At 63.3% G+C, this 26,785-nt stretch carries 24 protein-coding genes; 11 read left to right on the top strand and 13 right to left on the bottom strand.

The genetic code is table 11. The features are described from left to right. Nucleotides 1-126 precede the first annotated feature (126 nt). The 4 genes from IEX64_RS07285 to IEX64_RS07270 all read right to left on the bottom strand — a co-directional run bounded on the left by IEX64_RS07285 (nt 127) and on the right by IEX64_RS07270 (nt 4,135). Nucleotides 127-2,544 carry a hybrid sensor histidine kinase/response regulator gene (locus IEX64_RS07285; RefSeq protein ID WP_188818999.1) on the bottom strand — a complete coding sequence of 806 codons (2,418 nt, stop codon included), beginning with the start codon at nt 2,542-2,544 and terminating at the stop codon, nt 127-129. Next, the gene (locus IEX64_RS07280; protein ID WP_188818998.1) at nt 2,541-3,143 is read right to left on the bottom strand and encodes a DUF2062 domain-containing protein; all 603 of its coding nucleotides are present in this window, start codon (nt 3,141-3,143) and stop codon (nt 2,541-2,543) included. The genes IEX64_RS07285 and IEX64_RS07280 overlap by 4 nt, the downstream gene beginning before the upstream one ends. Further along, the gene (smpB, locus tag IEX64_RS07275) at nt 3,140-3,622 is read right to left on the bottom strand and encodes an SsrA-binding protein SmpB (RefSeq protein WP_188818997.1); all 483 of its coding nucleotides are present in this window, start codon (nt 3,620-3,622) and stop codon (nt 3,140-3,142) included. The genes IEX64_RS07280 and smpB overlap by 4 nt, the downstream gene beginning before the upstream one ends. A gap of 78 nt (nt 3,623-3,700) precedes the next feature. Next, on the bottom strand, nt 3,701-4,135 hold the full coding sequence (locus IEX64_RS07270; protein ID WP_188818996.1) for a nuclear transport factor 2 family protein: 435 nt from the start codon (nt 4,133-4,135) through the stop codon (nt 3,701-3,703). Nucleotides 4,136-4,318: 183 nt separating this feature from the next. On the opposite strand from IEX64_RS07270, the gene IEX64_RS07265 reads away from it, so the two are divergent. Beyond that, nucleotides 4,319-6,295, top strand: a complete 1,977-nt coding sequence (locus tag IEX64_RS07265) for an alpha/beta hydrolase family protein (RefSeq protein WP_229710137.1) — start codon at nt 4,319-4,321, stop codon at nt 6,293-6,295. 18 nt (nt 6,296-6,313) lie between these two features. Here the strand turns inward: IEX64_RS07265 and dapA are convergent, their stop codons facing one another. After that, nucleotides 6,314-7,195, bottom strand: a complete 882-nt coding sequence (dapA, locus tag IEX64_RS07260) for a 4-hydroxy-tetrahydrodipicolinate synthase (protein ID WP_188818995.1) — start codon at nt 7,193-7,195, stop codon at nt 6,314-6,316. A gap of 103 nt (nt 7,196-7,298) precedes the next feature. Here dapA and IEX64_RS07255 point away from each other — a divergent pair, with 103 nt between their 5' ends. The 3 genes from IEX64_RS07255 to IEX64_RS07245 all read left to right on the top strand — a co-directional run bounded on the left by IEX64_RS07255 (nt 7,299) and on the right by IEX64_RS07245 (nt 11,301). Further along, a complete protein-coding gene (locus IEX64_RS07255; protein WP_188818994.1) occupies nt 7,299-9,266 on the top strand; it encodes a lytic transglycosylase domain-containing protein in 1,968 nt (655 codons plus the stop codon). A gap of 57 nt (nt 9,267-9,323) precedes the next feature. Continuing rightward, the gene (gene greB / locus IEX64_RS07250; RefSeq protein ID WP_188818993.1) at nt 9,324-9,809 is read left to right on the top strand and encodes a transcription elongation factor GreB; all 486 of its coding nucleotides are present in this window, start codon (nt 9,324-9,326) and stop codon (nt 9,807-9,809) included. A gap of 109 nt (nt 9,810-9,918) precedes the next feature. Then, nucleotides 9,919-11,301, top strand: coding sequence for an aromatic ring-hydroxylating oxygenase subunit alpha (locus tag IEX64_RS07245; protein WP_188818992.1), 1,383 nt, complete (start codon nt 9,919-9,921; stop codon nt 11,299-11,301). A 47-nt stretch (nt 11,302-11,348) separates the two neighbouring features. On the opposite strand, the gene IEX64_RS07240 is transcribed toward IEX64_RS07245, so the two are convergent. After that, nucleotides 11,349-12,113, bottom strand: coding sequence for a COG4705 family protein (locus IEX64_RS07240; RefSeq protein WP_188818991.1), 765 nt, complete (start codon nt 12,111-12,113; stop codon nt 11,349-11,351). Nucleotides 12,114-12,285: 172 nt separating this feature from the next. Continuing rightward, the gene (sthA, locus tag IEX64_RS07235) at nt 12,286-13,680 is read right to left on the bottom strand and encodes a Si-specific NAD(P)(+) transhydrogenase (RefSeq protein WP_188818990.1); all 1,395 of its coding nucleotides are present in this window, start codon (nt 13,678-13,680) and stop codon (nt 12,286-12,288) included. A 239-nt stretch (nt 13,681-13,919) separates the two neighbouring features. Here sthA and IEX64_RS07230 point away from each other — a divergent pair, with 239 nt between their 5' ends. Genes IEX64_RS07230 through IEX64_RS07220 form a run of 3 tightly spaced genes read left to right on the top strand, consistent with a single transcriptional unit; the run spans nt 13,920 to nt 16,030 of the window. Beyond that, nucleotides 13,920-14,900 carry a TauD/TfdA dioxygenase family protein gene (locus tag IEX64_RS07230; protein WP_188818989.1) on the top strand — a complete coding sequence of 327 codons (981 nt, stop codon included), beginning with the start codon at nt 13,920-13,922 and terminating at the stop codon, nt 14,898-14,900. Continuing rightward, the gene (locus tag IEX64_RS07225; RefSeq protein ID WP_229710150.1) at nt 14,786-15,484 is read left to right on the top strand and encodes a TPM domain-containing protein; all 699 of its coding nucleotides are present in this window, start codon (nt 14,786-14,788) and stop codon (nt 15,482-15,484) included. The genes IEX64_RS07230 and IEX64_RS07225 overlap by 115 nt, the downstream gene beginning before the upstream one ends. 39 nt (nt 15,485-15,523) lie before the next feature. Further along, nucleotides 15,524-16,030 carry a hypothetical protein gene (locus tag IEX64_RS07220; protein ID WP_373290131.1) on the top strand — a complete coding sequence of 169 codons (507 nt, stop codon included), beginning with the start codon at nt 15,524-15,526 and terminating at the stop codon, nt 16,028-16,030. Between the two features lie 57 nt (nt 16,031-16,087). Here IEX64_RS07220 and IEX64_RS07215 read toward each other — a convergent pair whose 3' ends face one another. Further along, the gene (locus IEX64_RS07215) at nt 16,088-16,756 is read right to left on the bottom strand and encodes an outer membrane protein (protein ID WP_188818988.1); all 669 of its coding nucleotides are present in this window, start codon (nt 16,754-16,756) and stop codon (nt 16,088-16,090) included. A gap of 261 nt (nt 16,757-17,017) precedes the next feature. Here IEX64_RS07215 and rlmN point away from each other — a divergent pair, with 261 nt between their 5' ends. Further along, the gene (rlmN, locus tag IEX64_RS07210; protein WP_188818987.1) at nt 17,018-18,280 is read left to right on the top strand and encodes a dual-specificity RNA methyltransferase RlmN; all 1,263 of its coding nucleotides are present in this window, start codon (nt 17,018-17,020) and stop codon (nt 18,278-18,280) included. Between the two features lie 150 nt (nt 18,281-18,430). Then, nucleotides 18,431-19,213 (top strand): enoyl-CoA hydratase-related protein, encoded by a 783-nt coding sequence (locus tag IEX64_RS07205; protein ID WP_188818986.1) that lies wholly within the window; start codon nt 18,431-18,433, stop codon nt 19,211-19,213. A gap of 3 nt (nt 19,214-19,216) precedes the next feature. On the opposite strand, the gene IEX64_RS07200 is transcribed toward IEX64_RS07205, so the two are convergent. Continuing rightward, nucleotides 19,217-20,257, bottom strand: coding sequence for an NAD(P)H-dependent amine dehydrogenase family protein (locus IEX64_RS07200; protein WP_188818985.1), 1,041 nt, complete (start codon nt 20,255-20,257; stop codon nt 19,217-19,219). A 282-nt stretch (nt 20,258-20,539) separates the two neighbouring features. Between IEX64_RS07200 and IEX64_RS07195 the strand changes: the two genes are divergently transcribed. Beyond that, nucleotides 20,540-21,424, top strand: a complete 885-nt coding sequence (locus tag IEX64_RS07195) for a diguanylate cyclase (RefSeq protein ID WP_188818984.1) — start codon at nt 20,540-20,542, stop codon at nt 21,422-21,424. Nucleotides 21,425-21,434: 10 nt separating this feature from the next. Here IEX64_RS07195 and IEX64_RS07190 read toward each other — a convergent pair whose 3' ends face one another. The 4 genes from IEX64_RS07190 to IEX64_RS07175 form a co-directional block, all read right to left on the bottom strand. Continuing rightward, the gene (locus IEX64_RS07190) at nt 21,435-23,210 is read right to left on the bottom strand and encodes a diguanylate cyclase domain-containing protein (RefSeq protein WP_188818983.1); all 1,776 of its coding nucleotides are present in this window, start codon (nt 23,208-23,210) and stop codon (nt 21,435-21,437) included. Between the two features lie 62 nt (nt 23,211-23,272). Next, a complete protein-coding gene (locus tag IEX64_RS07185; protein WP_229710136.1) occupies nt 23,273-23,740 on the bottom strand; it encodes a pyridoxamine 5'-phosphate oxidase family protein in 468 nt (155 codons plus the stop codon). Continuing rightward, a complete protein-coding gene (locus tag IEX64_RS07180; protein WP_188818982.1) occupies nt 23,740-24,246 on the bottom strand; it encodes a nuclear transport factor 2 family protein in 507 nt (168 codons plus the stop codon). Before IEX64_RS07180 ends, IEX64_RS07185 begins: the two co-directional genes overlap by 1 nt. Before the next feature lie 69 nt (nt 24,247-24,315). Then, nucleotides 24,316-25,494, bottom strand: coding sequence for an FAS1-like dehydratase domain-containing protein (locus IEX64_RS07175; protein ID WP_188818981.1), 1,179 nt, complete (start codon nt 25,492-25,494; stop codon nt 24,316-24,318). A gap of 276 nt (nt 25,495-25,770) precedes the next feature. Here IEX64_RS07175 and IEX64_RS07170 point away from each other — a divergent pair, with 276 nt between their 5' ends. Beyond that, on the top strand, nt 25,771-26,565 hold the full coding sequence (locus tag IEX64_RS07170) for an SDR family oxidoreductase (RefSeq protein WP_188818980.1): 795 nt from the start codon (nt 25,771-25,773) through the stop codon (nt 26,563-26,565). Nucleotides 26,566-26,785 lie beyond the last annotated feature (220 nt).

The raw sequence follows: 26,785 nt of genomic DNA, 5'->3' as shown, positions 1-26,785 counted from the left end.
CCCTTTGCTACCGGTCTGACCGGAAAGGTCAACGTCACGGGAAGCAATGTATCGTATTTGTTCACGGTGAACAAGAGGGGAACATCGGGAGTTTTCCCAAATTTAATTCGGCCCCCGCTGCGCCGCCTACTTCACGGTGCGCGCCAGGACCTCGCCGACCTTCTCGCCCAGCTGCTGCACCGAGAACGGCTTGGGCATGAACCACGCGTTGGGAATGCCGATTTCCTTGCGCAGCTGTTCCTCGGCATAGCCGGACATGAACAGCACCGGCAGTTCGGGCGCCAGTTTGCGGATCTCGCGCGCCATCGCGGGGCCGTCCATCGAGGGCATGACCACGTCCGAGACGACGAGATCGAACTGGCCGCCCTCCTCGACCATGACCAGCCCTTCCTCGCCGTCGCGCGCGCTCGTCACTTCGTAGCCCTGCCGCAGCAGCGAGCGTTCGGCGACCATGCGCACCGGATCCTCATCTTCCACCAGCAGGATGCGACCGCCGCCAGCCCATTTGCTCGGCGCGGGCTCTTCCTTGATCACGGCCGGTTCAGGCGCGCTGCCGGGGGCCACGTGATGGACCGGCAGGTACACAATGAAGCGCGTGCCCTTGCCCGCTTCGCTCTCGGCGAAAATGAAGCCGCCCGACTGCTTGACGATGCCGTAAACGGTCGAGAGGCCGAGGCCCGTGCCCTTGCCCTGCTCCTTGGTGGTGAAGAACGGCTCGAAGATCTTGCCGAGATGTTCGGGGGCAATGCCGCCACCGGTATCCTCGACGATAAGCGCGGTATATTCGCCTGCGGGGATAATCTCGCTGCGCATGGCGCGAACGTCGGTGGTTGTGACCTTGCGCGTGGCGAGCGTGAGCTTACCCGCACCATCGCCGCGCGACTGCATGGCATCGCGCGCATTCACCGCCAGATTGACGATGACCTGTTCGAGCTGCGTCGGGTCAGCCCGCACGGGGCCGAGATCACGGTCGTGGGTGACGACGAGCTGGATCTTCTCGCCGATCAGGCGGCGCAGCATCTGCGAGACATCGGCGACCACATCGGGAAGCTGCAGCACTTCCGGACGCAGCGTCTGCTGTCGGGAGAAGGCAAGCAGCTGGCGCGTGAGCGACGCCGCCCGGTTCGAATTGGCGCGAATCTGCTGAATGTCGTCGTAGTCGGAATCGCCGGGCGAATGGCGCATCAGCATCAGATCGCAGGTGCCCAGAATCGCGGTGAGCACATTGTTGAAATCGTGCGCCACGCCCCCCGCGAGCTGGCCGACAGCCTGCATCTTGGTGGCCTGTGCGACCTGCCGCTTGAGGCGCGTTTCCTCCGACGTATCGGTGAGGCCGAGAAGCACTGCCGCTTCGCCCAGACCGCGCACACCCGCCAGGCTCAGCGAGACGGGATCGTCGGGCTGCGTGGTCAGGCGAATGGCAATGTCGCCTGCGGTCGCGGGCCCTTGCGCGAAACGGCGGATCGCCTCGCTGAGCGCGCGCTTGTCTTCGCGGACAACAAGGTCGGTGGGATATGTCGGCGGCAACTGACCATCGCGGCCGGCCGCACGCATGAAGGCCGGATTGGCGAAGAGCAGGCGACCGTCGCGGTCCGCCATGGCCAGGCCGAGCGGAAGCTGGCTGAGCAAGGCCTCCAGATGCGGTGCAGCGGCGTTTCCGCCGGCACTGGCGCCGATGCCCTGCCCCGCCTCTACCACCAGCATGAGCGATGGCGTGGTGTCGGGGTCCGGCTCCACCGGCAGGTCGGGATCGGCCACGGGAACGTGGTAGAGCACGAGCGCACTGCCGCGTCCGGCATCACGCGCCCAGCCGATCCGCTCGCCTTCGTCCTGGCTCAGCAGCGCCACGAAGTCCTGACCGGTCATGTCGGCCAGTTCGTCGCCCGTCGCCTGAAGCGCAAAACCGGCGCTGGCAGCGCGGATCATGCCGTCAGGATCGACCAGAGCGGCTGCTACGCCCGCCTTGGCGAGCCCGCGCCCGAGCTTGCCATCGAGATGCGTGACCAGATCGGCCACCAGATCGACCGAGCTGACCGGCACGATCCGCCAGACGAGAAAGTCGTCACCGCGGCCCGACCGGGCCACTTCGGCGCGCCACTGTTCGCCATGCGTGCCCTTGATCGTCGCGCGGGCCATGCCGTCGCGCCACGCCGTGCGTGTGGCATCGGCCAGCGCATCCAGCGAGGCAGGGTCAACGGACAAGCGGGGCGGGGCGCTGGCCACGCCGAACCACGCCTCGTGCGCCGCATTGGCGCAGGTCAGCCGCCCTGCCCGGTCGGTCACGGCGATGGCCATGTCCGGCCTGTCAATGGCAGCCACGGTCACCGACCAGTCTGGCAGCGCGAATTCGGGTTCGGGCGCAGGCTTGCGCCGCGTCGAGATCATCCAGGCCAAAGCCGCGAACACCGCCATGGCCGCGACGAACACGACCGTAAGGACGGTATCGCCCGATACCACCCAGACCAGCCCAGCGCTCAGGGCCAAAGCGAGAGCGATAAGGATCGCATCGGGCCAGCGCCCGTTTCGCTCGGCCAATGGCTTCATGCGGAGGTGTCCGGCCCGGTACTGTCGGAAGGTGTCACTTCGCTCGTGCGGTGATGCCAGCGCATCCGGCGCGCAACGTGCTTGCGGCCGATCCAGTAGCGCCAGAACAGCGATGCCAGCACGTAACCGATAGAAGCCGCAACCGTCGAAATCGCAAAAAGCCCGATGAGCAGCGCAGGCGCGGCATCCGAAAGCAGCCAGTGAGACCAGTCTCCCAGCCCTGCACTACGCTCGTAGAGCGCATAGAACGTCGACAGATCGGCATGGAAGCCGAGCATATTCCCCACCCAGATCGAAGCCGCGAGGATCAGCGGCGTAGTCGCGGGATTGGACAGGAATGTCATCGCCGCTGCAATCGGGATGTTCCCGCGGCAGGGCACGCACAACAGCGCCGCACCGATGATCTGGACGCCCGGAATCAAAGCGAAGATGCCGACCAGCAGCCCGACCGCGACACCGCGCGGCACCGAACGGCGGGTAAAACGGAACAGTTCCTGCCGGCGCGCGACCGAAGCGGTGAAGCGGTTGGCCTCGAGCTGCTCGTGCGTCGGCATCTGGCTGTGCAACCAGCGCGACAGGCGGGTAAATATCGTACTCATCGATTGTCCCGCAGAATCCGTGCCTGATCGCGCTTCCAGTCGCGCTCTTTGATGGTGTGCCTCTTGTCGGCCGCGTTCTTGCCCTTGGCGAGCGCCAGTTCCACCTTCGCCCGGCCGCGGCTGTTGAAATAGATCGACAGCGGGACCAGCGTCATGCCCTTGCGCTCCACCGCGCCTTGCAGCTTGTCGATCTCGCGCGCGTGCAGCAGCAGCTTGCGCGGCCGCTTGGGCTGGTGGTTGAAACGGTTGCCGTGGCTGAATTCGGGCACGTTGGCATTCACCAGCCAGCATTGGCCGTCCTTCACCTCCGCATACGACTCCGCGATGGAGCCCTCGCCGAAACGCAGGCTCTTTACCTCGGTGCCGGTCAGCGCAATGCCTGCCTCGAAGGTATCTTCAATATGATAGTTGAAGCGGGCCTTGCGGTTTTCAGCGACGCTTTTCTGCTTGTCGAATGTCTTGTGTTGCGGACGTGCCATGGTGGAGCGGCATGTAGGGATACATGCAGCAAAAGAAAACGTCCCTTTCGGCGAATGACGCTCGCAAGGCGGTATGCGTCATTCGTGCTGCAGATAAATGTCCAGATGCACCAGCTTTCCGGCATCGTCGAACTGGTAGACGGTGCAGGAATTCACCACCGTCTCGTCGCCCCCGCGCGGGTGATTGTGCTCGGTCAGCTCAAGGTAGACACGGTTGCCAACTTCGCTGATTCGATGAAACTCGGCCCAGAAGTCGGTGGTCGTGCCCCACATCATCAGCAGACCGCGATAGACGTCCCAGCCCATTCCCGCCTTGTCGTTGCCGACGCGGCGGAACTTGTCCGTATCGAGCATGGCAGCCAGCTCGTCCCAGCCGGATTCGGCGAAGCCGGGCTCCTTGGCTTTTTCAACGGTGCGCTTGATGCAATCGGTATAGGCGAGAACCTTCTTCGCATATTCGCCGGTCACGGCCTCGCGGTCGGTCCAAGTGGCGGCACTTGCCTGGCTCGTCATAACACTCTCCCAAAGATGATTCGTATTTACAGAACAGTGTTCACGACAGCGAAGGACAAGGCAACCGTTTGCCCTGATCCGAACCTCGCCCGGCAGGCCTCGATTAATTCGCTGTAATCGACCGTAAAACACTTGCCATTTTTCCATGCTCCAGACGAAAGTCATTCGTAACAGGGGTTTGAAATGTGGGGGATTATGCGGTTTTCCGATGTGCTGCGTCCGGCGTTGTCTGCGCTCGCTATTGCTGTGGCTTGCGCGCCAGCCGCACTGCCGGCCAAAAGCGAGAAGCCGATCCCGCTGGAAGCCTACGGCGACCTTCCGACTGTTGAGGATATCGCCATCTCGCCCGATGGCTCCAAGTTCGCGGCGATCCGCAGCATAAAGGGGGAACAACGACTCATCGTCATCACCGACGAGGGCAAGGTTCTGGTCAATTCCTCTGCCGGAACGACCAAGGTGCGCGGTGTCGACTGGGCGGACAATTCCACGATACTCGTCACCAACAGCGCGACGATCTCGCTCGGCCCCACCTTCACCGCATCCAAGTACGAGCTCACGGGCACGATCATCGTGAGCCTAGACACCGGGCAAAAGCCGGAACTCGTCTTCTCAAGCCGGCGCGATATTGCCGACACAACGCGCGGGGCCTACGGAATACGCCACATCAACGGCGAGACGATCGGCTACTTCGGAGGCATCGCTCTCGATGTCCAGACCAGCAACACCGCCACGTTTCGTCACGGCCGAACCACGCTTTACGCGGTGGAGCTTCCAAAAAACAAAGCGCGCCAGATTTCCCGCGCTCCGGGGGAAGGCCACTATCGCGACTGGCTGATCGATGCCGCCGGCAACGTGGCGGCGATTCTCGATATCGATGAGCAAAACGGCAAGTGGACGCTGGACAACGCCGCAAACAGCGAACTGGCCCGCGGTGTCGACCCGACCGGTGACGTCCGCCTGATCTCATTCGGAAAAGACAATACGACAGTGATCTACGGCATCCGGGACGAGAACGAGGTAGACCGCTGGTTCGAAGTGCCGCTGGCCGGAGGCACCCCTACCGAATTCCTGCCCGACATACCGATCGAGCGGCTCTATATCGACAGCGAGACCGGGCGGCTCCTCGGCTATCGCAAGGACGACAAGAGCGGCGCGACAGTGATGTTCGATCCGGCATCGCAGGCAGCGATCGACAAGATTTTCCGGGCCTTCCCGAAGGTGAACGTTCGCCTGATGAACTGGACCAAGGGCTTCGAACGGGTAATCCTGCGCACCGACGGCAACGGCGACAGCGGCACATGGTTCTTCGTCGACGTGGCCAACCGCCGCGCTGATCCGATCGGCAATGAACGTCCGGACATCTGGGGCCAGGACGTGGGACCGGTCTCCAGCGTCGAATATACAGCGGCAGACGGACTGGAACTCGACGGTGTCCTGACCCTGCCGCCGGGGCGGGAAGCGAAGGACTTGCCGATCATCCTTCTACCCCATGGCGGCCCCCATTCCGCGGACGAAGTCGGCTTCGATTGGTGGGCGCAAGCCTTCGCCTCACGCGGTTATGCCGTCTTCCAGCCCAACTTCCGTGGTTCCACGGGACGCGGCGACGCACTTCGCAATGCGAGCTACGGGCAATGGGGGCGCAAGATGCAGACCGACATCTCCGACGGTCTTGCCGAACTGGTGAAGCGCGGCATCGCCGATCCCAAGCGGGCCTGCATCGTCGGGGGGAGTTATGGCGGTTATGCTGCCCTCGCGGGAGTCACGCTGCAGCATGGTCTCTACCGCTGCGCTGTTGCCGTCGCACCGGTCGCGGACCTCGACATGCTGATGGACACCGAGCTCTACGAGAGCGGACGCTCGAGGATGGTCAAGAAGTCCTGGCTCGAAGAACTGGGCGATCCCAAGCACTTCGACGAGGTCTCACCGCGCAAGCATGCGGACGAAGCCGATGCACCTATCCTGCTGATCCATGGCAAGGACGATACGGTCGTACCCTTCCGCCAGAGCAGCGCCATGGCCGACGCGCTTAAGGATGCCGGCAAGCCCTACGAACTGGTGAAGCTCAAGCAAGAGGACCACTGGCTCTCCCGCGCGGAAACACGCAAGGAACTGCTCAGCGCCACGATTGCTTTCGTGCAAAAGTACAACCCGGCGGAGTGATCCGCCGGGCAGAATGGCTTAGAGCAGGCCGGCGTGCACCAGCGCTTCGTCGACGGCCTTGCGGGCCGCCTCGTTGCAGGGAACGAGCGGCAGGCGCAGTTCGTTCTCGATCCAGTCGTGAACCTGCGCGAGCGCGTACTTGCACGGGCCCGGCGAGCTGTCCTCGAACATGGCGTAGTGCAGCGGATAGAGCTTGTCGTTGAGCTCGCGCGCGAGCAGCAGATCGTTGGCTGCGCAGGCGGCCTGAAATTCGGCGCACAGCTTGGGCGCCACGTTCGCCGTCACCGAGATACAGCCCTTTCCCCCGGCCGCGTTGTACGGCAGCGCAAGCTCATCTTCGCCCGAGAGCTGGCAGAAGTCCTTGCCGATGCCCGTGCGGTGATCCGTCACGCGGGCGAGATCGCCGCTGGCGTCCTTGATGCCGATGAAGGTCTCGGGGAAACGGCGCGCCAGTTCGCACACGGTTTCCGGCTGCAAGTCGGTGACCGTCCGGCCGGGGACGTTGTAGAGAATGATCGGCAGGTCATTGTGTTCGGCGAGATAGGAGAAATGGGCCAGCAACCCTTCCTGGCTCGGCTTGTTGTAATAGGGTGCAACAACCAGTGCCGCAGCCGCTCCCGACTTCTTCGAAAAATTCATGTGGAGAAGCGCGTTCGTCGTATCGTTGCTGCCGCAGCCGGCGATCACCGGCACGCGGCCCGCGGCCTGTTCGATGCAGACTTCGATCACACGATGGTGTTCGGCATTGGAAAGCGTGGAATTCTCGCCCGTGGTACCGCAGGGAACAAGGGCCGAGGAGCCGCATTCAATTTGCCAGTCGACGAGACGACGAAATGCCTGCTCGTCGAAAGCGCCATCGCGAAACGGTGTGACAAGCGCCGGAATGGACCCCGAGAACATGGACTTTACCTCTGCTGACGTTCAATTATCCGACCCCGGCGGAGATCTCCTCCAACCGCCCAAGCCAGTGCGTTCAGCGCCTGATAAGGAGCCTTCTTCCACAATGTCCAGTATGTTGCGCGCTTCCCCCCTGCTTCTGACGGTTTCTCTGCTCGGTTTCGGGACGCCCGCGATGGGCGAAGACGGCCATGAATGGGACGTTGCCCGCGCCCGTTCGATGCAGGCGCACGACCTTTCCGTGCACCAGTCGGTGGACCGCTGGTCGCAGCTTGTCGGCAACAGCCGCATGGGCTTTTCCGCCTATGCCAGCTTCCTGCTGACCTATCCGGGCTATCCCCGGGAAGAGCAGATTCGCGAGTTCGCCGAGAAAGCGCTGCTCGACGAATCGCCTGATCCTTCGACCGTCATCGCGTTCTTCGATCGCTATTCGCCGCTGACCAGCGAGGCGGCTGGACGCTACGCTACCGCGCTGGCTTCGGTGCGCCGATTCGACGCGCGCGACAAGGCCGTCGCAGCATGGCGCGCCGGCAGCCTCACCCCCAATGCCGAAGCCACACTGTTCTCGCTCTATCGCGACGTGCTGACGCCGGCGGACCACGATGCCCGCATGAACGCGCTGCTCTGGCAAGGCGAGACCCAGCAGGCAGAACGTCAGATTTCCTTCGTTTCGAGCGGCAAACGCAACGTGTTCATGGAGCGGCTCGCGCTGCTGCAGGGCTCCGCGCCGGGCAGCCTCGGCCTTTCGCTGCCCTCGAACATCGCCTCCGATCCCGGCTATGTCTACAGCCGTGCCGTTCAGGCGCGCCGCTCGGGCAATCTGCCAGCCGAGATCAACATGCTGACCAACCGCCCGCTGCTCAGCGAACCCGTTCCCGAACCGGAAAAGTGGGTGAAGGAGCTGCTCACTGCCGCACGTGGCGCCGGCTCGGAAAGCGCCGTGAAGATCGCCAGTTCGATCGACGATGCCTTCGCGCCGGGCACCGACATCAGCCAGGGATCGTACCGTCTGCGCGACGACTACACCTCGCTGGTCTGGCTAGGCGGCACCGAGGCCTTATGGGACCTCAACGACCCGCGCCGCGCCGCGCCGCTGTTCTATCGCTACGGCGCTGCCGCCCAGACACCGGGCACCCGGTCGAAGGGCTTCTATTGGGCCGGGCGCGCGCTCGCCAAGGCGGGCGATACCGCCGGGGCGAACCGCTATTTCGAAATGGCGGCGCAGTATCCGCACTATTTCTACGGCCAGCTCTCTCTCGAGCGTCTTGGCCGCCCGCTGCCCGATCTCGACACGCAGCCCAAGGCTGTTCCCACCCGTGAAGAGCGCAAGGCCTTCATGGCGCGGCCGATCGTTGATGCGGTGCGCGATGTGTCGCGTGACGGCGACTGGCGCACGGCCGTGCAGTTCTTCCGCGAGATTGCCGATCAGGCCGAGACGGAGGCCGATCACGTGCTGGTTGCCGAACTGGCGCAGAAAATCGGCCGCCGCGATCTGGCCGTCATCCTCGGCCAGAGCGCCCATGCCGACGGCTTCGGCGAGTTCGGCGAGATCTCTTATCCGCTAATCCCGAATCCCCCGGGCACGAACTGGACCATGGTCCACGCGCTCACCCGGCAGGAAAGCCAGTTCGCGCAGAACGCGCTGAGCCACGCCGGCGCGCGCGGCCTCATGCAGCTCATGCCGGGGACGGCACGCGAACAGGCGGGCAAGATGGGCCTGGGCTACAGTCTTTCGGAACTGACCAACGACGCGACCTACAATATCCGTCTGGGCGACGGCTATTTCGGCCGGATGATGGACTATTACGGCGGCGCCACCCCGCTTGCCGTCGCCGCCTACAACGCCGGGCCCGGCAACGTGAACAAGTGGCTGCGCGCCAACGGCGATCCGCGCACCGGCGCCGTCGACTGGATCGACTGGCTTGAGCGCATCCCGATCTACGAGACCAAGAACTACGTTCAGCGCGTGCTGGAAAACGCCGTGGTCTATGAAGAAATCTACCCGCAGAATTCAAGCTATCGCGGCCCGAACAAGCTGACCCGCCTCATGCCCGGCAAGCGAACGCCGGGCTGAGGATAGCGGCGTGCGGATGCTTGGCGTCCGCCGCCGCCCTGCCCTAATGGCATGCCCATGACACCTGCAGGTCCCCCGATTACCCCAGCCGGCATGGCCGCGCTGCGCGCCCGCTACGATCATCTGCTGGGCACGGAGCGCCCGGAAATCGTCGAGATCGTCTCATGGGCGGCGGGCAATGGCGACCGCTCTGAAAACGGCGACTACATCTACGGCCGCAAGCGCATGCGCGAGATCGACCGTGAACTGGCGCACCTCGCGCGGCGGATGAAGAAGCTTCGCGTGGTCGATCCGGCGCGGCAGGAGGAGCGCGGCAAGGTGTTCTTCGGCGCCACGGTCGAACTGGCCGACGAGGACGACGAGCGCATGACCGTGACCCTCGTCGGCGACGACGAACAGGATGCCTCCGCCGGCCGCATCGGCTGGAGCGCGCCCCTCGCCCGTGCATTGCGCGGCGCCACCATCGGCGACCTCAGGACCGTGCGGCTTCCTTCCGGCGAAAGGGAATGGGAAGTGGTGGCGATCGAATATCCGAACAGTTGACAGCTTTGCGTTCGATCAAAGTTCTGAATGCCGACACCGGAGTAAACCGCTCTCAGTGAACAGTGCTGTTGATTAGCGGCACTCTGCGACATCGCACGGGAGCGGAACGATGAACGAACTGAGCAAGGTCGAAGCGGCCACCGACACGACCCCCGAACCGGTCGTTATCCCGGTAGAAGCCTATATTTCAGAAGATTATGCCCGCGCCGAGCGCGACAAGCTGTGGCGCAATTGCTGGCTCCAGGCCGGCCGTGTCGAGGACCTGCCCGAGGTCGGCAGCTACATCACCTACGAGATTCTCGACGACTCGGTCCTTATCGTGCGCGTTGCCGAAGGCGAAGCCGCCAACGGCGCCGAAGGCAAGATCAAGGCCTACCGCAACGTCTGCACCCACCGCGGCCGGCGCCTCGTCGATACGCCCAAGGGCGAGCGCAATGCCCATGGCCGCCGCAACAACTTCGTTTGCGGCTTCCACGCCTGGACGTTCGAGATCGACGGATCGTGCAGCTACATCCAGTCCAGGGAAGATTGGGGGCCGAAGCTCTGCGAGGACGTGACGCGCCTCGGCGAAGTGCAGATCGACACCTGGGGCGGGTTCGTATGGATCAACCTCGATCCCGAAGCCGAGCCGCTGCGCGCCTATCTGGAACCGGCTGCGACTATGCTCGACCCGTTCCAGCTTCAGGACATGCGCCCGCGCTGGCGCAAGTGGACGATCTTCGACTGCAACTGGAAGGTCGCGCTCGAAGCTTTCGACGAAACCTATCATGTCCCCGGAACGCACCCCGAATTCACCGAATTCGGCGACTTCGTGGGCTGGGGCCGCCAGCAGGGCAAGCACAGCCACATCGGCTACGACACGGGCGACGGGCCCAAGGAAAACGCCTCCAAGCTCCGCCTTGGCGCGGGTGATCCGCGCGTTACCACCGCGCAGATGCAGAAATACACCTGGGAAGGCGTGAACACCAATACGACCCAGACGCTCGTCGACGTCGCGCAGCGTCTGCCCGAGGAACTGCCCGAGGGCACTTCGGCAACCGACGTGCTCAAGTACTGGCTCGAAACCTCACGCCAGATCGATGCCGAGCGCGGCGTGATCTGGCCCGAGGTGGACGCCGCTCATGTCGCGGCGAGCGGCACGGCCTGGCAGATCTTCCCGAACCAGCAGATCGGCCACGCGGTCAACAACATGCTCTGCTACCAGGCGCGTCCCTGCGGTTACGACCCGGACAAGTGCATCTTCGAGGTGGCGGTCTACGAATTGTACCCCGACGGGGAAGCGCCCGAAACGCAGTGGGAATATGCGGATCCTTCCGCCTTCCCGCATGTGTTGCTGCAGGACTTCTCCAACATGGCTGCGGTCCAGCAGGGCATGAAGATGGGCGGTTATGCCGGCAACATTCCCAATCCCAAGGCGGAAGGCGCGGTGATCAGCCTGCACCGCAATCTCGCCCGCTACATGGGTACCGGCGAGCCGCAGGAGCTCGGCTGACGGAAGAAGGGCCCCTTGCCTGCGTTCAGGGCAAGGGGCTTTGCCGCTTAGGCCGCCGAGACATGGCGCCCTGCACGCTGCGGCAGAACAACGATCAGCACGATCATCACTGCGCATAGCGTAATCGATGCCATAGGTCGGCTAAGGTCGAGCCCGCCGTGCGACAACGGTTTGTCGAGGAAATCACCGACCGTCGCACCGAGCGGACGGGTCAGGATGAAGGCGCTCCAGAACAGGAGCACCGTGCTCACGCGGCTGGTCTTCCACAGCACGACCAAGACGAGCAGGAGGCCACCGAACAGCAAGGCGCCGCCCAGATAGCCGAAACCGCCGTCGTCGGCGGCCCAGTCGCCCACCGCCGTGCCGAGCGTCTGCGAAAACGTGATCGTCAGCCAGTAGAACACCTCTGACCGCGTCGTCGCCACCGTTTCCACCGAGACCGAACCGAGCACGGCCTTCCACGCCGCCAGCGAAGCCGCCACGCATGCTGCGAGCAACAAGGCGCCGCCCGGATAGCCGATGCCCAGCGAACGCGTCGCGAAGTCGGCCATGGTCGTGCCCGCGGTGGTCGAGGCGACAATGGTCGCCCAGTACAGGAAGGGGCGATATTCCTTTGCACGGATCTGGGCCGCCACCAGTGCAAGCAGGGGCACGACGAAGATGGCCGTGCTGACCAGATACCCCATGTCGTAGGTCATCGACAGGGTGTCGCCGCCAGTTTCTCCCAACGTGGTAGCCAGTATCTTGATGATCCAGAAACCGAGCGTCACCGCCGGAACCTTGGTCATTGCAGCAGTGGGATTTGGGTTCATCGCCAGCCTTTCTGTTATCGCACAACGGCACCGGGGAGGTCAGGTTTAACGCCCGCCGCACGCCCATCACGAGCGCCGCATCTTGCAACCAGACGCCGCCGCAAGGCGTTGCCCTCAGTTCGTGTCTGGTGCCGGTGCCGGTGCCGGTTCCCCTTCCCTGCAAATGCCGCGTTCAGCGCGCCATGCGGTTCCAGGCATCGAGCGCGGCGATCTTGTAGGCTTCGGCCAGCGTCGGGTAGTTGAACGTGTTCTCGATGAAGTAGTCGATCGTGCCTTTCAGGTTCAGAACGGCCTGCCCGATATGGATCAGCTCGGTCGCGCCCTCGCCGATGATGTGGACCCCCAGCAAGCGGCGGGTCTTGTTCGAGAAGATCATCTTCATCAGCCCCTGCTCCAGCCCCATGATGTGCCCGCGCGAGGTTTCCCGGAACCGGGCAATGCCGGTTTCGTAGTTGATCCCCCGCTCGCGCACTTCCTGCTCGCTCATGCCCACGGTCGATATCTCGGGCACGGCATAGATGCCGTAGGGAAAGAACGCTGGCGCTGGCGGCAAGGGCAGGCCAAAGGCATGGCAAGCGGCGATGCGGCCTTGTTCCATCGACGTGGAAGCAAGGCTGGGAAACCCGATCACATCGCCGGCCGCATAGATGTGTTCGACTTCGGTCTGGTAGGTCTCGGGATTGATCGAGAGCCGGCCGCGCGCATCGGTGGTGAGCCCGCACTTGTCCAGTCCAAGGTCCGCCGTCGCGCCCATGCGTCCCGCGCAGTAGAGCAGCATTTCCGTGCGCACGACGCGCCCGTCCTTGAGCATGGTCACCACCCGCCCGTCGCTGCCCCGCTCAACCGTCTCGACCGGCACGCCGAGACGGAAGGTGACCCCGCGATCCCGAAGCTGGTGGACGAATTCGTCGATAATCTCGCGATCCACGAAATCGAGAAAGCTGCTGCGCGGCTCGATGACCGTCACGGCCACATCCAGCGCCGAGAAGATCGTGGCGTATTCGATGCCGATCACGCCCGCGCCGACGACCGTAAGCGAGCGCGGCAAGCGGGGAACGTCGACAACCTGATCGCTGTCCATGATCTCGGGGTCGGTGAAATCGATGTTGTCGGGATGGAAGGGTACAGTCCCTACCGCGATCAGGAAGCGCTCACCCTCCACGATCAGCTCGCTGCCGTCGGGCGAGGTCACCACCAGCCGATGGGGATCGAGGAAGCGCGCGAAGCCGGCCATGGTCGCCACGCCATTGCGCAGGAACTGGTGCTCGAGCACGTCGACTTCGTAGTCGAGCGTCTTGCCCAGCCGGATCGACAGATCCTCGCTGCCGATCTCCTTCTTCACCCGGTACGAGCGGCCATAGAACCCGCGCTCGCGCCAGCCGGAAAGGTTCAGCGCGGTCTCGCGCAGGGTCTTCGACGGGATCGTGCCGGTATGGACCGACACCCCGCCCACTTTCATCCGCCCCTCGATGACGAGGACGGACTTGCCCAGTTTCGCAGCCTGAATGGCCGCGCGCCGGCCCGAAGGCCCGCTACCGATAACGACGAATTCGTAACGCCCCGCCATATATGCCCCCGGAAGCCTGACCCGCCTTTCGGCCGGGCCGGTCCCTCTCCTCCGCAAGCAAGCCGAGTGTGCGGTGTGCCGCGCTGCAACGCAACAAGGATATGCCCCTGTTCCAAACTTTTCGCTTGGTCGGGACCCGGCGGCAGTGGCAATATGCTGAGCGTGCTTAGTATTGATCGCAGGCTGGACCGCCGGACAGGCCGGAAGGATCCATCCGCTTTGTGGACGGGATGATGAAAATGGCCGGACTTACCGTTAAGAAACTGGACGAGAATCTCAGCTTCGGCGCCGCCGTAGAGGGGCTAGACTACGAGGCGCTCGCCGACGAGAAGGTCCGCCAGCAGTTGCGCGACCTCTTCGTGGACCGCGGTATGATCGTGTTCCGCGACGTCGAACCGAGCGCCAAGATGCAGGTGGAACTCAGCAAGGTCTTCGGCCCGCTCAAGGATCACCCGACCACGACGACCCCGCGCGACGAGGAAACCGGAGACCACGCCGAAGGTGTGATCGACATGCACTATCGGCCCAGCGACGATGTGGCCAAGGGGGAAGGCCTCGTCGAGATGAACGGCGAGGTGATCGCCCGTTTCTCGCCCTGGCATTTCGATCACTGCTACAACGATGAGCTGAACTATGCCGGCGTGCTGCGCGCGCCGATCAATGCGCCGGTCGGCGGCCGCACCGGGTTCATGGACGGGATCGAACTCTATCGCCAGTTCCCCAAAGACCTGCGCGATGCGCTCGAAGGCAAGAACGTGATCTACACGCTCGACACCCGCCTCTCGACCATGAAGTTCGGCGTGAATTTCACGCCGCTGACCGAGTATGCGACTACGCCGCAACTGCTCAAGGAAGCCGCCAAGTTCCCGCGCGCCATGCATCCCGCGATCTGGACGCGCGAAACCGGTGAGAAGGTCCTGCACTACGGCCCATGGATGGCCATTGGCCTCGAAGGCCACGAAGACCCGGACGGCGACCGCCTGCTCGACGACGTCGCCCACGAGATCAACCGCATGGGCAGCGGCACCAGCGCCTACTGGCACGAGTGGAAGCCCACCGACATGGTGATCTGGGACAACCACCGCATGCTCCATGCCGTCGAAGGCTGCGATGCCAAGTACGAGCGCCAGACCCTGCGCACGACGATCAAGGGCGACTATGGCCTCGGCTATTTCGAGGACGGCAAGAAAGTCGGCGAAGCCGAACGCGAAATCGCCTGAAAAGCTGCGTTGACGAAGTAAGGGCACTGCGGGCAAGTCGGCAGGATGAAGCCGCCGGCCCGCATTGTCCTTGTTTCCTTGTCTCTGCTGCTTGCGGGTGGAGGCTGCGGCAGCGGAGCTGCGCGCCTCCCGCTGAGGCTGCACTTCACAGCGATTCCGCTACACAGGCCGCCGGTGAGGAACTCCGTGTTCAGGGCCGTGTAACCGACGCCGCAGGGATTCTCGCACCCGATGTCGAGACGCGGCTGGCGAGGAAACTCGAAGCGCTGGAGCAACAGACAGGCCACCAGATGGTCTTGGCGACCACGCCCTCACTCAATGGAGAGGAAATCTCCGACTACGCGCAAAAGCTGGGCAACCGCTGGGGCATTGGCCGGAAAGAGCACGATGATGGCGTGATCATCCTTGTCGCGCCGAATGAACGCAAGGTGCGCATCGCCGTGGGATACGGCCTTGAAAAGACGCTGACCAATGCCTTTTGCGGTCAGGTGATCGCAGACGACATGCTGCCCAGGTTCAAAGAAGGTGACTTCGCAGCCGGAGTCGAAGCCGGTGTTGCCGCGATTTCGGCGAAAATCTCCTGAAGCGTTTGCGGCTGCATCAATTCATGCCATGAGCCCCGCGTGAGCAGACACCCGAAATTTCTGGCCTTGGCCGCCGCCTCGATGTTCAGCGCCTTTGCCGGCGTAGCGCAGGCTCGCGACAGCCTTGGCCTTTACGGCGACTGGGGGGCCTTTCGCGACCCGCTGGTGCCGCGTTGCTATGCGATTGCCATGGCCGCGCCGAGCGCGCTTCACCGCGATTATCAGCCCTATGCCGCCATCGGCACATGGCCGAAGCGTTCCGCGCGCAATCAGGTGCATTTCCGCCTCTCGCGCAAGATGGCAGACGGTGCGCCGATGGTCCTGCGGATAGGCAGCGAGCGCATCGAACTGACAGGCGGCGGCGGTGATGCCTGGCCCAAGGACGACAGCGACAACGCCGCCATCGTCGCGGCCATGCGCTCGGCAACCCGCATGACCATCTATTCGCGCGATTCCAGCGGGCGCCGGTTCTCCAACACCTGGCAACTGGCAGGCGCGGCATCGGCCATGGACGCGGCCGCTATCGGATGCGCCCAGCTGCGTTGAAACGAAAAGGGCGAGGCCTTGCGGCCCCGCCCTTCCCTTATTCCGGCATGGGTTTGATCAGAACCGCACGCCCACACCGGCCACGATCTGGTGCCGGTCGAGATCGAGGTCGAAACGCTGGCCGTCGGGAATGTCGCCCCGATAGTCCAGTTCGCCCTTCTCGTAGTTCGAATAGCGGTATTCGAGCTTGGCGAAGACGTTGTTGCTCACCGCCTGCTCCACACCGGCGCCGATCCGCCAGCCGTCGGCATCGATGTCGGTGTTGGTTTCCACCGAGCCGTCACCATTGCGAACGTCGAATTTGGCGTTGGTATAGCCGCCCTTCGCGTAAACCATGGTCCTTGGCGACACCACGTAACCGACGCGCGCGCCAACATAGAGGTCGCGGTTGGTCTTGACGTTACCGACTCCGAAGCCTTCGAAATCGCCATTCGTGAACTCGGTCTTCGCGGTCGACCAGGTCACTTCGGCTTCGGGGCCGATTACGACATTGCCCATCCGGTAATCGTACCCGGCACCGACGCCGAACAGGGCGCCGTCGATCGACTGGTCGTTGTCGATGTTGGAATCGTCGTCGACACTGCTGCCGGCCTTGGTGATATCGTAACCGGCAAGGCCCTCTACGTGAAAGCCGTCGAACGCCTGAGCCGGGCCGGCATCCTGTGCCATGGCCGGAACTGCAGCGAGAGCGCTACCGGCGGCGAGACTGACAAGGATCTTCTTCATGATTTACTCCAATCTTAATCCAGAAACGGGTCATACCCGCTTGGACCGATGGAATGCTCCAGGGCCGACAGGAGTTTCATTAACCTAACATAACGAAATCATTGATGTTTTTATGTCACACCCTTGCGATGAAGCGCAGCCAGCCCACGCCGGACCGTAGGAACCGAAACTCGTCGAGAGATGTTATCGCGTGCCCGCATCGCGCGTAACAATCGTGCGCCCTTCCGAAATGGCCCGGCTTACCCTATATGGTCGCCAATCATGTCAGACACGAAACTCATGCAGATCCCGGGGCACATCGACCCCGTGCCCGTCCCGCGCGACGTAACCCCGCGTGAGGATGGCCGCGTCGACCTTATCGGTCTGCCCAAGAAGCGCATTGCCGAGCTGTTCGAAGTGGCCGGGCTCGATGCCAAGGCCGCCAAGCTGCGCGCCAAGCAGGTGTTCCACTGGCTCTACCACCGCGGCGTGACCGATTTCGCGGCGATGACCGACATCGCCAAGACCATGCGCCCCTGGCTCGCCGAACGTTTCGTGATCGGCCGCCCGGAGGTGGTCGAGGGGCAACATTCCACCGACGGCACCCGCAAGTGGCTGCTGCGCACGGCCGACGGGCACGATTTCGAGATGGTCTTCATCCCCGATGCGGACCGCGGCACGCTGTGCGTTTCCTCGCAGGTCGGCTGCACGCTCAACTGCCGCTTCTGCCACACCGGCACCATGCGGCTGGTGCGCAACCTGACGGCGGGGGAGATCGTCGGGCAGGTCATGCTGGCACGCGACTCTCTGGGCGAGTGGCCCAAGTCCGGTCAGGCGGACCTTGCCGCGCTCGATGACGATTTGGTCGATGAGGACGGGGGCTACTCCGCAGACGGCCGCCTTCTCACCAACATCGTGATGATGGGCATGGGCGAGCCGCTCTACAATTTCGACAACGTGCGCGATGCGCTCAAGCTGGTGATGGACGGTGACGGCCTCGCCCTCTCAAAGCGCCGCATCACCCTGTCCACGTCGGGCGTGGTCCCTCAGATGGAGCGCTGCGCCGAGGAAATCGGCGTCAACCTCGCGGTCTCGCTCCATGCGGTGACCAAGGAGGTGCGCGACGAAATCGTGCCGATCAACAAGAAGTACGGCATCGAGGAACTGCTGCAGGCCTGCGCAGACTACAAGGGCGCCAGCAATGCCCGACGCATCACCTTCGAATACGTGATGCTGAAGGACAAGAACGACAGCGACGAAGACGCGCGCGAACTGGTCAGGCTGATCAAGCACTACAAGCTTCCAGCCAAGGTCAACCTGATCCCGTTCAACCCCTGGCCGGGCGCGGCCTACGACTGCTCCACGCCCGAGCGGATCAGGTCCTTCTCCAACATCGTTTTCGAGGCAGGCATTTCCGCTCCTGTGCGCACCCCGCGCGGGCGCGACATCGATGCCGCCTGCGGCCAGCTCAAGACCGCCGCGGAAAAGAAGAGCCGCGCCGAACTCGAACGGCTCTACGCCGAAAAGGAAAAGGCACTGGGCTGACAGCCCGCCGTTCGGTGCATCTCAGGTAGTCGAGCGGACGCAGGCCCATGCCTGCGCCCGCAAGAATGCTTGTTCGGCAGCCCTGACGGGATTGCACAAAACCCCTCGACGACACTAGACAAGTGTCAAACAGGATTCGGGGGTGAGGTTATGGCGGCCGAGGATGTGCTGGTGGAAACGTGCGGCAGCGTGATCACGATCACGTTGAACCGGCCGGCAAAGCTCAATGCCATAACCTCGGAAATGCACACGGCGTTGCACGAAGCCTTCGAAGGCTTCGCAGCCGATCCCGCACTTCAGCTTTGCATCCTGCGCAGCGCCAGCGACCGGGCGTTCTGCGTCGGCAGCGATCTGGCGGCCTTCGATCCGGAACGCGGGATGCCTTATGCCGACAAGGGCTATGCGGGCCTTGCCGAGAGGTATGATCTCGACAAGCCGGTGATTGCCGTGGTCGATGGCCTGTGCCTTGGCGGCGGCTTCGAACTGGCCCTTGCCTGCGATCTTATTCTGGCCTCCACGCGCGCGAGTTTTGGCCTGCCCGAACCGCGGCGCGGCATGATTGCGCTGGCCGGGGGCATCCACCGCCTCGTCCGGCAAGTCGGCATGAAGCGCGCGATGCTGCCGCTCCTGACCGGGGAACCGATCAGCGCCGAGGATGCCTTTGCCATGGGCGTCGTCAGCCGGATGGCCGCGCCGGACGATCTCGAGGCGACGGTCGAAGCCGTCTGCAACCAGATACTCGCCAATGCCCCGCTGGCTATCCGGGCGACCAAAGCGCTTGCCGAATGGAGCCTCGACCAGCCCGGCCTTGCCGACGCCATTACGCACCAGGAAGAGCATCCCGCCTTCGGCCGCTGGATGGGATCGGAAGACGGCTGGGAAGGCATCCGTGCCTTCGTCGAGAAGCGCCCGCCGGTATGGAAGGGCTCCTGAGCCTCAGCGCGTAAGGTTCGGCGCCAGCATCGGCAGGTCGGCCGTCTCCAGAATTCCCGGCGGCGCATCGCAGACATAGGGCACGGCATTGATCACCGGATGCGCGGTAAGGCCAGGGGAATAGGCCGGGTAATCCTCCGACGAGACGTCGAAACCGATGGCGATGTCCAGCGAGGTATCCCCCTTCACCTGCACCCGCCAGCCGGAATCCCGGTACTCCCACGCGGGGTCGGTATCCCGGGTCACATACCATAGCGAATAGCGCGTAAGGATTTCCTCCCCACCGCGCCACCCCCGCACCGCCATCCGGATCGCTCCGATCGTGCCCGCGTCGATCCTGCCGATCGCGATATCCGCCGGGGTGCTCGCAAGCGCATATTCGATGGTGGTCGTCACGTCGTCGAGGGACAGGCCGATCGCATCCGCGAGCGCATGAAAGGTCGGCGGCGTGCTTGTGGCCGTGCCCAAAGGTCGATCGACCGGGCGACTGGCCGGATCCGTTCCGAAGCCCAGGCGGTTCACCAGCATGTCATGGGAGTCGCGCGAGGCCATGTCGGCATAGTCGGTGATGATGTAGCGATCGAGCCGGCGCTGCATGTTGAGCATGGCGAGAGGCACAAGCTCGGTAATCCAGCCGGGGCTCGATCCCGTCGCATAGAGCGAGGAGCGGCCCTTGGCGCAAGCATCTTCCAGCCGCACGCGGTCGTCCCGCGGAATGGAGTCGCGATGATTGAATCCGACGCAGGCGGTGGCGATGCTGATGCCCGCCTCCAGTAGGGCGCACATATCATCGATATTCGCCTGATTTGGCATGTAGACCGCGCAGTCCGGCGATGCAGCGATCACCGCGTCGATATCGCCCGCCGCCGGTACACCCAGCGGCGCCTTCCCGCAAAGCGTACCGGCATCCTGGCCGACCTTTTCCGCCGAGAACACCCGCAGCGCCGCCAGGTCCATTGCGGGATGCTCGATTATCGCGGCCAGTGCCCGCATGCCAACATTGCCGGTGCCCCACTGCGCGACCCGATAACGCCGATCGGTCATTTCCTCTCTCCCACCATGGTTCAAACGGTCATTCCACCGTTCCTTGATCCTTGGGCTTCGGGCATGGCGACTGCCCGGACAAGCACTCTCTTCCACCCCAAAGTCCTCAGTTGCCGCCTATTCGTACACAATTATCGCCACGGACAAGGCAGCCAAGGACTATGAGACCGTGAGCGGTTTCCCGGAACCGGCAAGGAAATGGGAACCATTTGACGGTATGTTAGGCAAACCAGCGAAGGCAGAGATGAGAAGCGACACACCGCTACGTCAGGATCAGGGTGCATGGATGCCAAATTGATGTCGGTGGCATTGGCGCAATTGGAGCAGGCGCTTTTCAACCACGACCAATGGTCCGAAGCGATCAACCAGACGCTCATTTGCCGCTTGCCGTTCGACGAGCGGGACGTCGATCCAGAAGCGCACAAACACTGCCGGTTCGGCCAATGGTATTATGGCCCCGGAGCCGCGACTCTGCAGCATCACCCTGGCTTTGCCGAAATCGCGGTAGAGCACAGACGGATGCACCAACTCGCAGCTGAGCTGCTGCGCCGTTCTGCCCATTGCGATGCGCCTTCGCTTGAAGACTACGAGCGCTTCATGGCCGCCACCAAGCGCATGCGGCTCGAAGCACAGACCATGAAACATGAGCTGGAAGATGCGCTCCGCAACATCGACCCGCTTACCGGCGCGGAAAACCGCACCAGCATGCTGCCCAAACTGCGCGAAGAGCGCGAGTTGGTGAAGCGCGACGTTCATTCCTGCGCGCTCGCCATGCTCGACATCGACAAATTCAAGGCCGTCAACGACGATTACGGCCACCTCGCAGGGGACAAGGTTCTCAGCACTTTTGCAGCGCTTGCGATCTCGGACCTGCGATCGAACGACAGGTTGTTCCGCTATGGCGGTGAGGAATTCCTGATCTGCGCCCCCGGCGCCGACCTCGACAAGGGAACGGTGCTCCTCGAACGCCTGCTGGCCCACTTTGCCGCCCAGATTTTCGAGTTCGCGAACCTGCCGCCTTTTCACGTTACCGTCTCGGCCGGGCTGACCATGCTCGATCCGGCCATTACCGTCGAAGAGACGATCCACCGGGCAGACAGGGCGCTCTATGCGGCCAAGGCTGGCGGAAGGAACCGGGTGATGGTCTGGACCCCGGACATGACCTGAAACGGGCTGACTAGGCCGCTACGCGCACACCGCCACGGCCACGCCGCTTTGCTTCCTGAAGCGCGGCATCGGCGGCATCGAACACATCGTCACGGTCCATGTTGCCGCCATAGGCAGCAATACCGCAGCTGATCGACGCCAGCACGGAAACCACCCCGTCGTTCACCACCGACGTTTCCCGCACGGCCTCGACCATGCGCTGACATACCCTCATAGCCGTCTCGAGATCGCAGCGAAGCAGGATGGCGAACTCGTCACCTCCCATTCGGGCGACGATGTCATCGGCGCGCGTGGCCGCTTGCAGCCGCTTTGCGATCTCCGCCAAAACGGTGTCTCCTACGCCATGCCCATAAGTCTCGTTGATCGACCTGAAGCAATCGACATCGACGAGCGCCAACGTGGCGGGACGCCCCTCGTCCAGCAGAGCCGTGCGCAACTTCTTGCGGAAGCCCGCGCGATTGAGCAGCCCGGTAAGATCGTCGCCATGGACTTTCGAACGCATGGCGACCTCTTTCGCCTTGCGTTTGGTGACATCGCGCAGCGTCACGACGGTACCCACCGCTGATCCATTCTGCTGGGGCGCCGCGAGAGATGCCTCCAGCGTCAGGTGCGGGCGCAGGACGGGCGAAAATTCGAAAATCGTGGGCGTATCGCTCAGCGCATCCTTGCGTTCGATAATCCGCGAAGCCAGCCCCGGCGCGCGCAAAGCCAGGGCATCCAAGGGTTTGCCGATCATCGCGCCGGCATCGACACCGAGATAGGCCGCCAGCGGCCCGTCGGCCCACCGGCAGACGCCTGTAGCATCGAAGCTGAGGATACCATCCGGAGAATGCGCCATCATCAGGCGCAGAGCCTCTTCGCGCTCGGCGAGGTTCTTCAGCGCTTCCGCCCGCGAGGAAACGGTCGCTGCCACCGGAAGCGTCGTTGCCAGGACTACCGCGATGTAGAACTGGAAAACGAATTCCTGGACTTCCACGCCGCCGCGAACGAGGGAAACCGGCCCATGCCCCATGTAGGTGGCAGCGGCCCCGATAATGGCGATGGCAAGTGTACCGACGATCACGCCCAGCCGGCCGAGCCTGAAGGCGAGTATCAACGCCGTCGAAACCGGCAGGAACAGCATCGGCACGACGTTTTGGGCAAAGACCGTTCCCGTCAGGGCAATATGCAGCGCATGCAGGCCAATGACTTCAAGCCGACTGGCAGGAGTGCGTTCCTTGAAGCACCGGACATAACTGCCGTCGAACAGCGCCATCAGAAACGGCGTGAGGATGAGAAACCCCAGCGCGTTGCTGATGTACCAGCGCACGAACGACGACAGAACCGGCTCGCCAAAGATCAAAGCGGTCGCAAGCGTGCCCGTAAGCGCCCCCAGCAAAGGCGCGATAACGCCCGCGTAGAGCACGAACCGCAGAACTGTACCGATATCGGCAAGGAGGTTGTCGCATCGCCCGGTCCGACAGATCAGCATCGCCGCAAGCAGCGTCTGGCCCATGTTTATGCCGCCATAGACGATCAGGCCCGGCGCCCAGTCGCGCGTCACGGCATTGGCCAGCAAGTTGGCCATCCAGCCGGCCATCAGCACGGCTGGCCAGCTCGCCCGGTCATTCTTTAGCAGAAGCGCCAGGATCAGCGCATCGGCCGGCCACATCGTCGCGTGGTTCGTTCCGTTGCTGGTGAGCAGGATCGTCCCGCTCGCGAGCAGGAAATACCCTGTTACAGCTGTAATGGCATTGTCGGAGCGCTTCTCGAGCGTCTCTCCAATACCAGCGAATTTAGCGACCATGGCAGCCGTTTGACATGTGTGCAGTTAAAAGTCAGTTGCACCGGTATCCCGGAACACCGCCCTTATGGGCCACTTCCGTTCAATTTTGAATGGTCCCACGACACAGTTTGTTCCGGCAACACCGCCACCACCACGCGTTTTTCCGCCATGCGCTCACTCATGAGGCGCAATTGCCCGGGTTCGAGATCCGGAAAATGGTGTCCCAACAGCACTTGCATCAGCTCACCGCGGCGCGGCTGATCCTCGACGATCTCTGCCGTTCCGTTGATCGAAACGCCGCGCAAGCTGTCGTAGGTATCGCCATCCTCAACCAGCACCGCGAGACGCGGATCGCGCTTGAGATTCACGATTTTCTGAGACTTTCCATAGGTTTCGAACAGGATTCGCCCATCGTGCACGACGTACCATACCGTCGTGAGGTGCGGCGCCCCGTCCTTGCCTATGGTGGCGACCTGCAGGTTCCTCTGGCTGTCCAGAAACGCGGCGATCTCGTCTTCGGACATGCGGATCGCGTCGCGCTGCTTGGCCATCAGGTGATCACTTTCAGAAATTCGAGCCTTTCTTCCCGAGCTTCCGTGTGAAGCGCCACGAGGTCAAGCTGGAAGACCATATCCTCTATCGGCGTCTGGACCTTGGGGTTGCCCGTCCAGAAAACGACTCGACAGGTCCGCTTTGCCACTCGCCAGCCTTCCGGGGTCCGCACAAACTGGTCGTCGTAGTATCCGCTACCGTCCCAGACGGGCGGATCGCCGGCCGCGTGGCGAATCAGGCGCCAGCTTCCATAAGTATGGGCCGCAGCCGTATCGCCATCGACCTGCACCAGATGATTGGTCATCACGTGCTGGGTCGCGTCGAACAGCTCGTGAAAGGTGCCGAAGTCGGTCTTGAACTGCTCACGATCCTGCCAACTCGATGTCGGACCGTAGTCGACATCGCAATCGGCCGTAAAAATCCGGTCGAACAGGTCCCAGCGGCGGGTATCCATGGCGAACCCGTAGAGGTTCAGCACTTCGATAATGTCCTCGCGGTCGGCCATGCGCTCTCCCTTTCGCATTGGCGAGATGCGGCTGAACGGCGAGGCATCAGGCCCCGCCGTTCACACCTGTCAGACAGGCAACGAAACCGTTGCCGTGCCCTTGAGGATCGTCGAGCCGTCCTGCGTCGTCATCTTCGACTGGACGACAACCACCGGCATGCCGAATTCTGAAGTCTCCTTCTTGTCGATCACTTCGCAATCGACATAGGTGACGTCGCCCTCGAACGCGGGGCTGCGGAACTGGGTCTTGGAGTGCCAGATGTAGCCGTCGTGACCCGCCCAGTAGGCGATGGTATCGACGTGCCAGGCATTCATCGACGAGCCGTAGCCATAGACGCCGCCCATGCCGACCTTCTCGCCCTTCTCGGCATTGATGTGGCCGGAGGACGGGCCGTGGAACAGGCCGTCGCCGTGGCGCGGGTCGATCTTGCGAGCCTCGAAGTCGTAGGTCATGTCCTCGCCGAATCCGGCGTCCTCGGTCGCCGGGTCGTGGACGCCTTCAGGCACGTTCCAGCGCCAGGTGCCCCAGATATTCTGACGGTGCGCGCGGCATTCCAGCGCGAAAGTCACGCGGCTGTGCGGGCCGATCACGCGGCGCGGCAGCTTGTCGCCCACCTTCACGTCCGCGAAGCGCGGCGAAATGCCATCGCGGCCCGACTTGATCCATTCGAGGCGCAGCTTGGCAACTTCGTCCAGTTCTTCCTTGGTCCAGAGCTTGGGCGCACGGTTCTCCTTGTCGTAGACCTTCCGCTTGGCCGCCTCGTCGACGAGGTAACGGATGGAGGTCGCGCGCTCCTTGGCGACGAGCGAACCGTGCTGGTTGCGGTGCACGGTATCGCCATCCGCAAACATCGTCGGTCCGGCAAAGGCCGTGTCGGAGAGCTTGTAGCCGGCGAAGGAACGCTCCTGCGTCAGCTTGTCGCCGGGGCGGACGGGCGTGCCGTAGAACCACCATTCCTCACCCGCGAAGATGAGGTGCGATCCGGGGATCTTGCCCACGCACGAGGGGTGGCAGCCGTGGCCGTAATCCATGGCGACCGTGAAGCTCTGCGGCGCGACGATGCCGCCGAACTTCGAGTTGCGCGCGAAATTCTCATCCCAGTGCAGCGGGTTGGCATAGTCCATCGCCTGCACCCAACGGCGAATGTCGGTTGCGTTGCAGGGGTCCCAGAATTCCGCGAAGATAATCGGCTTGCCGACCCACTTGTCGACATCGCTGGTATCCAGAGTCACGTCACCTTCAGCCATCATTCTCTCCATCTCACGGCACAACGCCGGACGCGTGCCGCCCGTGTGTCTTGGCAATGCCGTGCTGTTTCGGCGCAGCATCCAAGGCTTGCCTGCCCGTAGGCGCAAGCCCATCGTCAATCGGTGCAAGCGCGATTGCCGTCTCGGAACAGCGCGTTGCACAGACGCTCGCTCCGGCGATACTTGCACTGTGCAAGCATCTGCTTTTCGACATCGGCGTGCCGATTAGGCTAGCCAAGCGCCCAATTCGATTCGACAGATCCGGGAGACTTACCAGTGAAGATCGACAATACCCTCGCCGCCATCGTCACCGGCGGTGCCTCGGGCCTCGGCCGCGCCAGCGCCCAAGCGCTCGCGGACGCTGGCGTCAAGGTCGCCATCTTCGACATCAGCGAAGAAGCGGGTGAGGCCTTCGCAGCTGAAATCGGCGGCGTGTTCTGCAACGTCAACATCATGGACGAGGAAAGCGTCGAGGCCGGTTTCGCCAAGGCCCGCGAGGCCCACGGCCAGGAACGCATCGTCGTCCACTGCGCCGTCGTCGCCGGCGGCGGCAAGACCGTCTCGTGGGACAAGAAGAACAACTGCTACAAGCGCACCGCGACCGAGCAGATCGCCAAGTCGGCGGAAGGCATCTTCACCGCCAGCTACCGCGTCGCATCGATCGCGGCGCTGGGCATGGCTAATGCCGATCCGCTCAACGACGACATGGAGCGCGGCTGCATCATCCTGACGTCCTCCGCCGCGGCGCAGGACGGCCAGATCGGCCAGGTCGCCTACGGCGGCGGCAAGGGCGCGGTGAACGCCATGGTCCTGCCGATGGCGCGCGACCTCATGGACCTGGGCATCCGCGTCAACGCGATCATGCCCGGCACATTCGCCACGCCGCCGATGCTGCGCGTCAAGGAAATGGCACCGGAAGTCTTCGAAGGTCTCGGCAAGGCCGTCCCCTTCCCGCGCCGCCTCGGCAAGCCGGAAGAGTTCGCCAGCCTTGTGATGGAACTCTCGCGTAACACCTACTTCAACGGCCAGTGCATCCGCCTCGACGGCGCGATCCGCATGCCGCCGAAATAAGCACCGGGGGGAAACTTACCCAGTGCGGGGGGCCGTGTCGGGGGGCACGGCCCCTTTTTCGTGCGCGCAACCAAGGCACGGAAAGTAGCGGGCCGCTCGTTTTCATGTGAGCGCCGAACAAGGCCGGCCTGAAGCAACGGAGATGATTGGGAGATGGTGAGCCCTGCTGGGTTCGGCCTGGGCGTCTCTTCCGAGGTGACGTCCTCCGGCTTCCTTACCC

The organism is Novosphingobium indicum, assembly GCF_014645195.1.
GTDB classification, from domain to species: domain Bacteria; phylum Pseudomonadota; class Alphaproteobacteria; order Sphingomonadales; family Sphingomonadaceae; genus Novosphingobium; species Novosphingobium indicum.
This window is presented reverse-complemented; position numbering and strand designations above follow the sequence as displayed.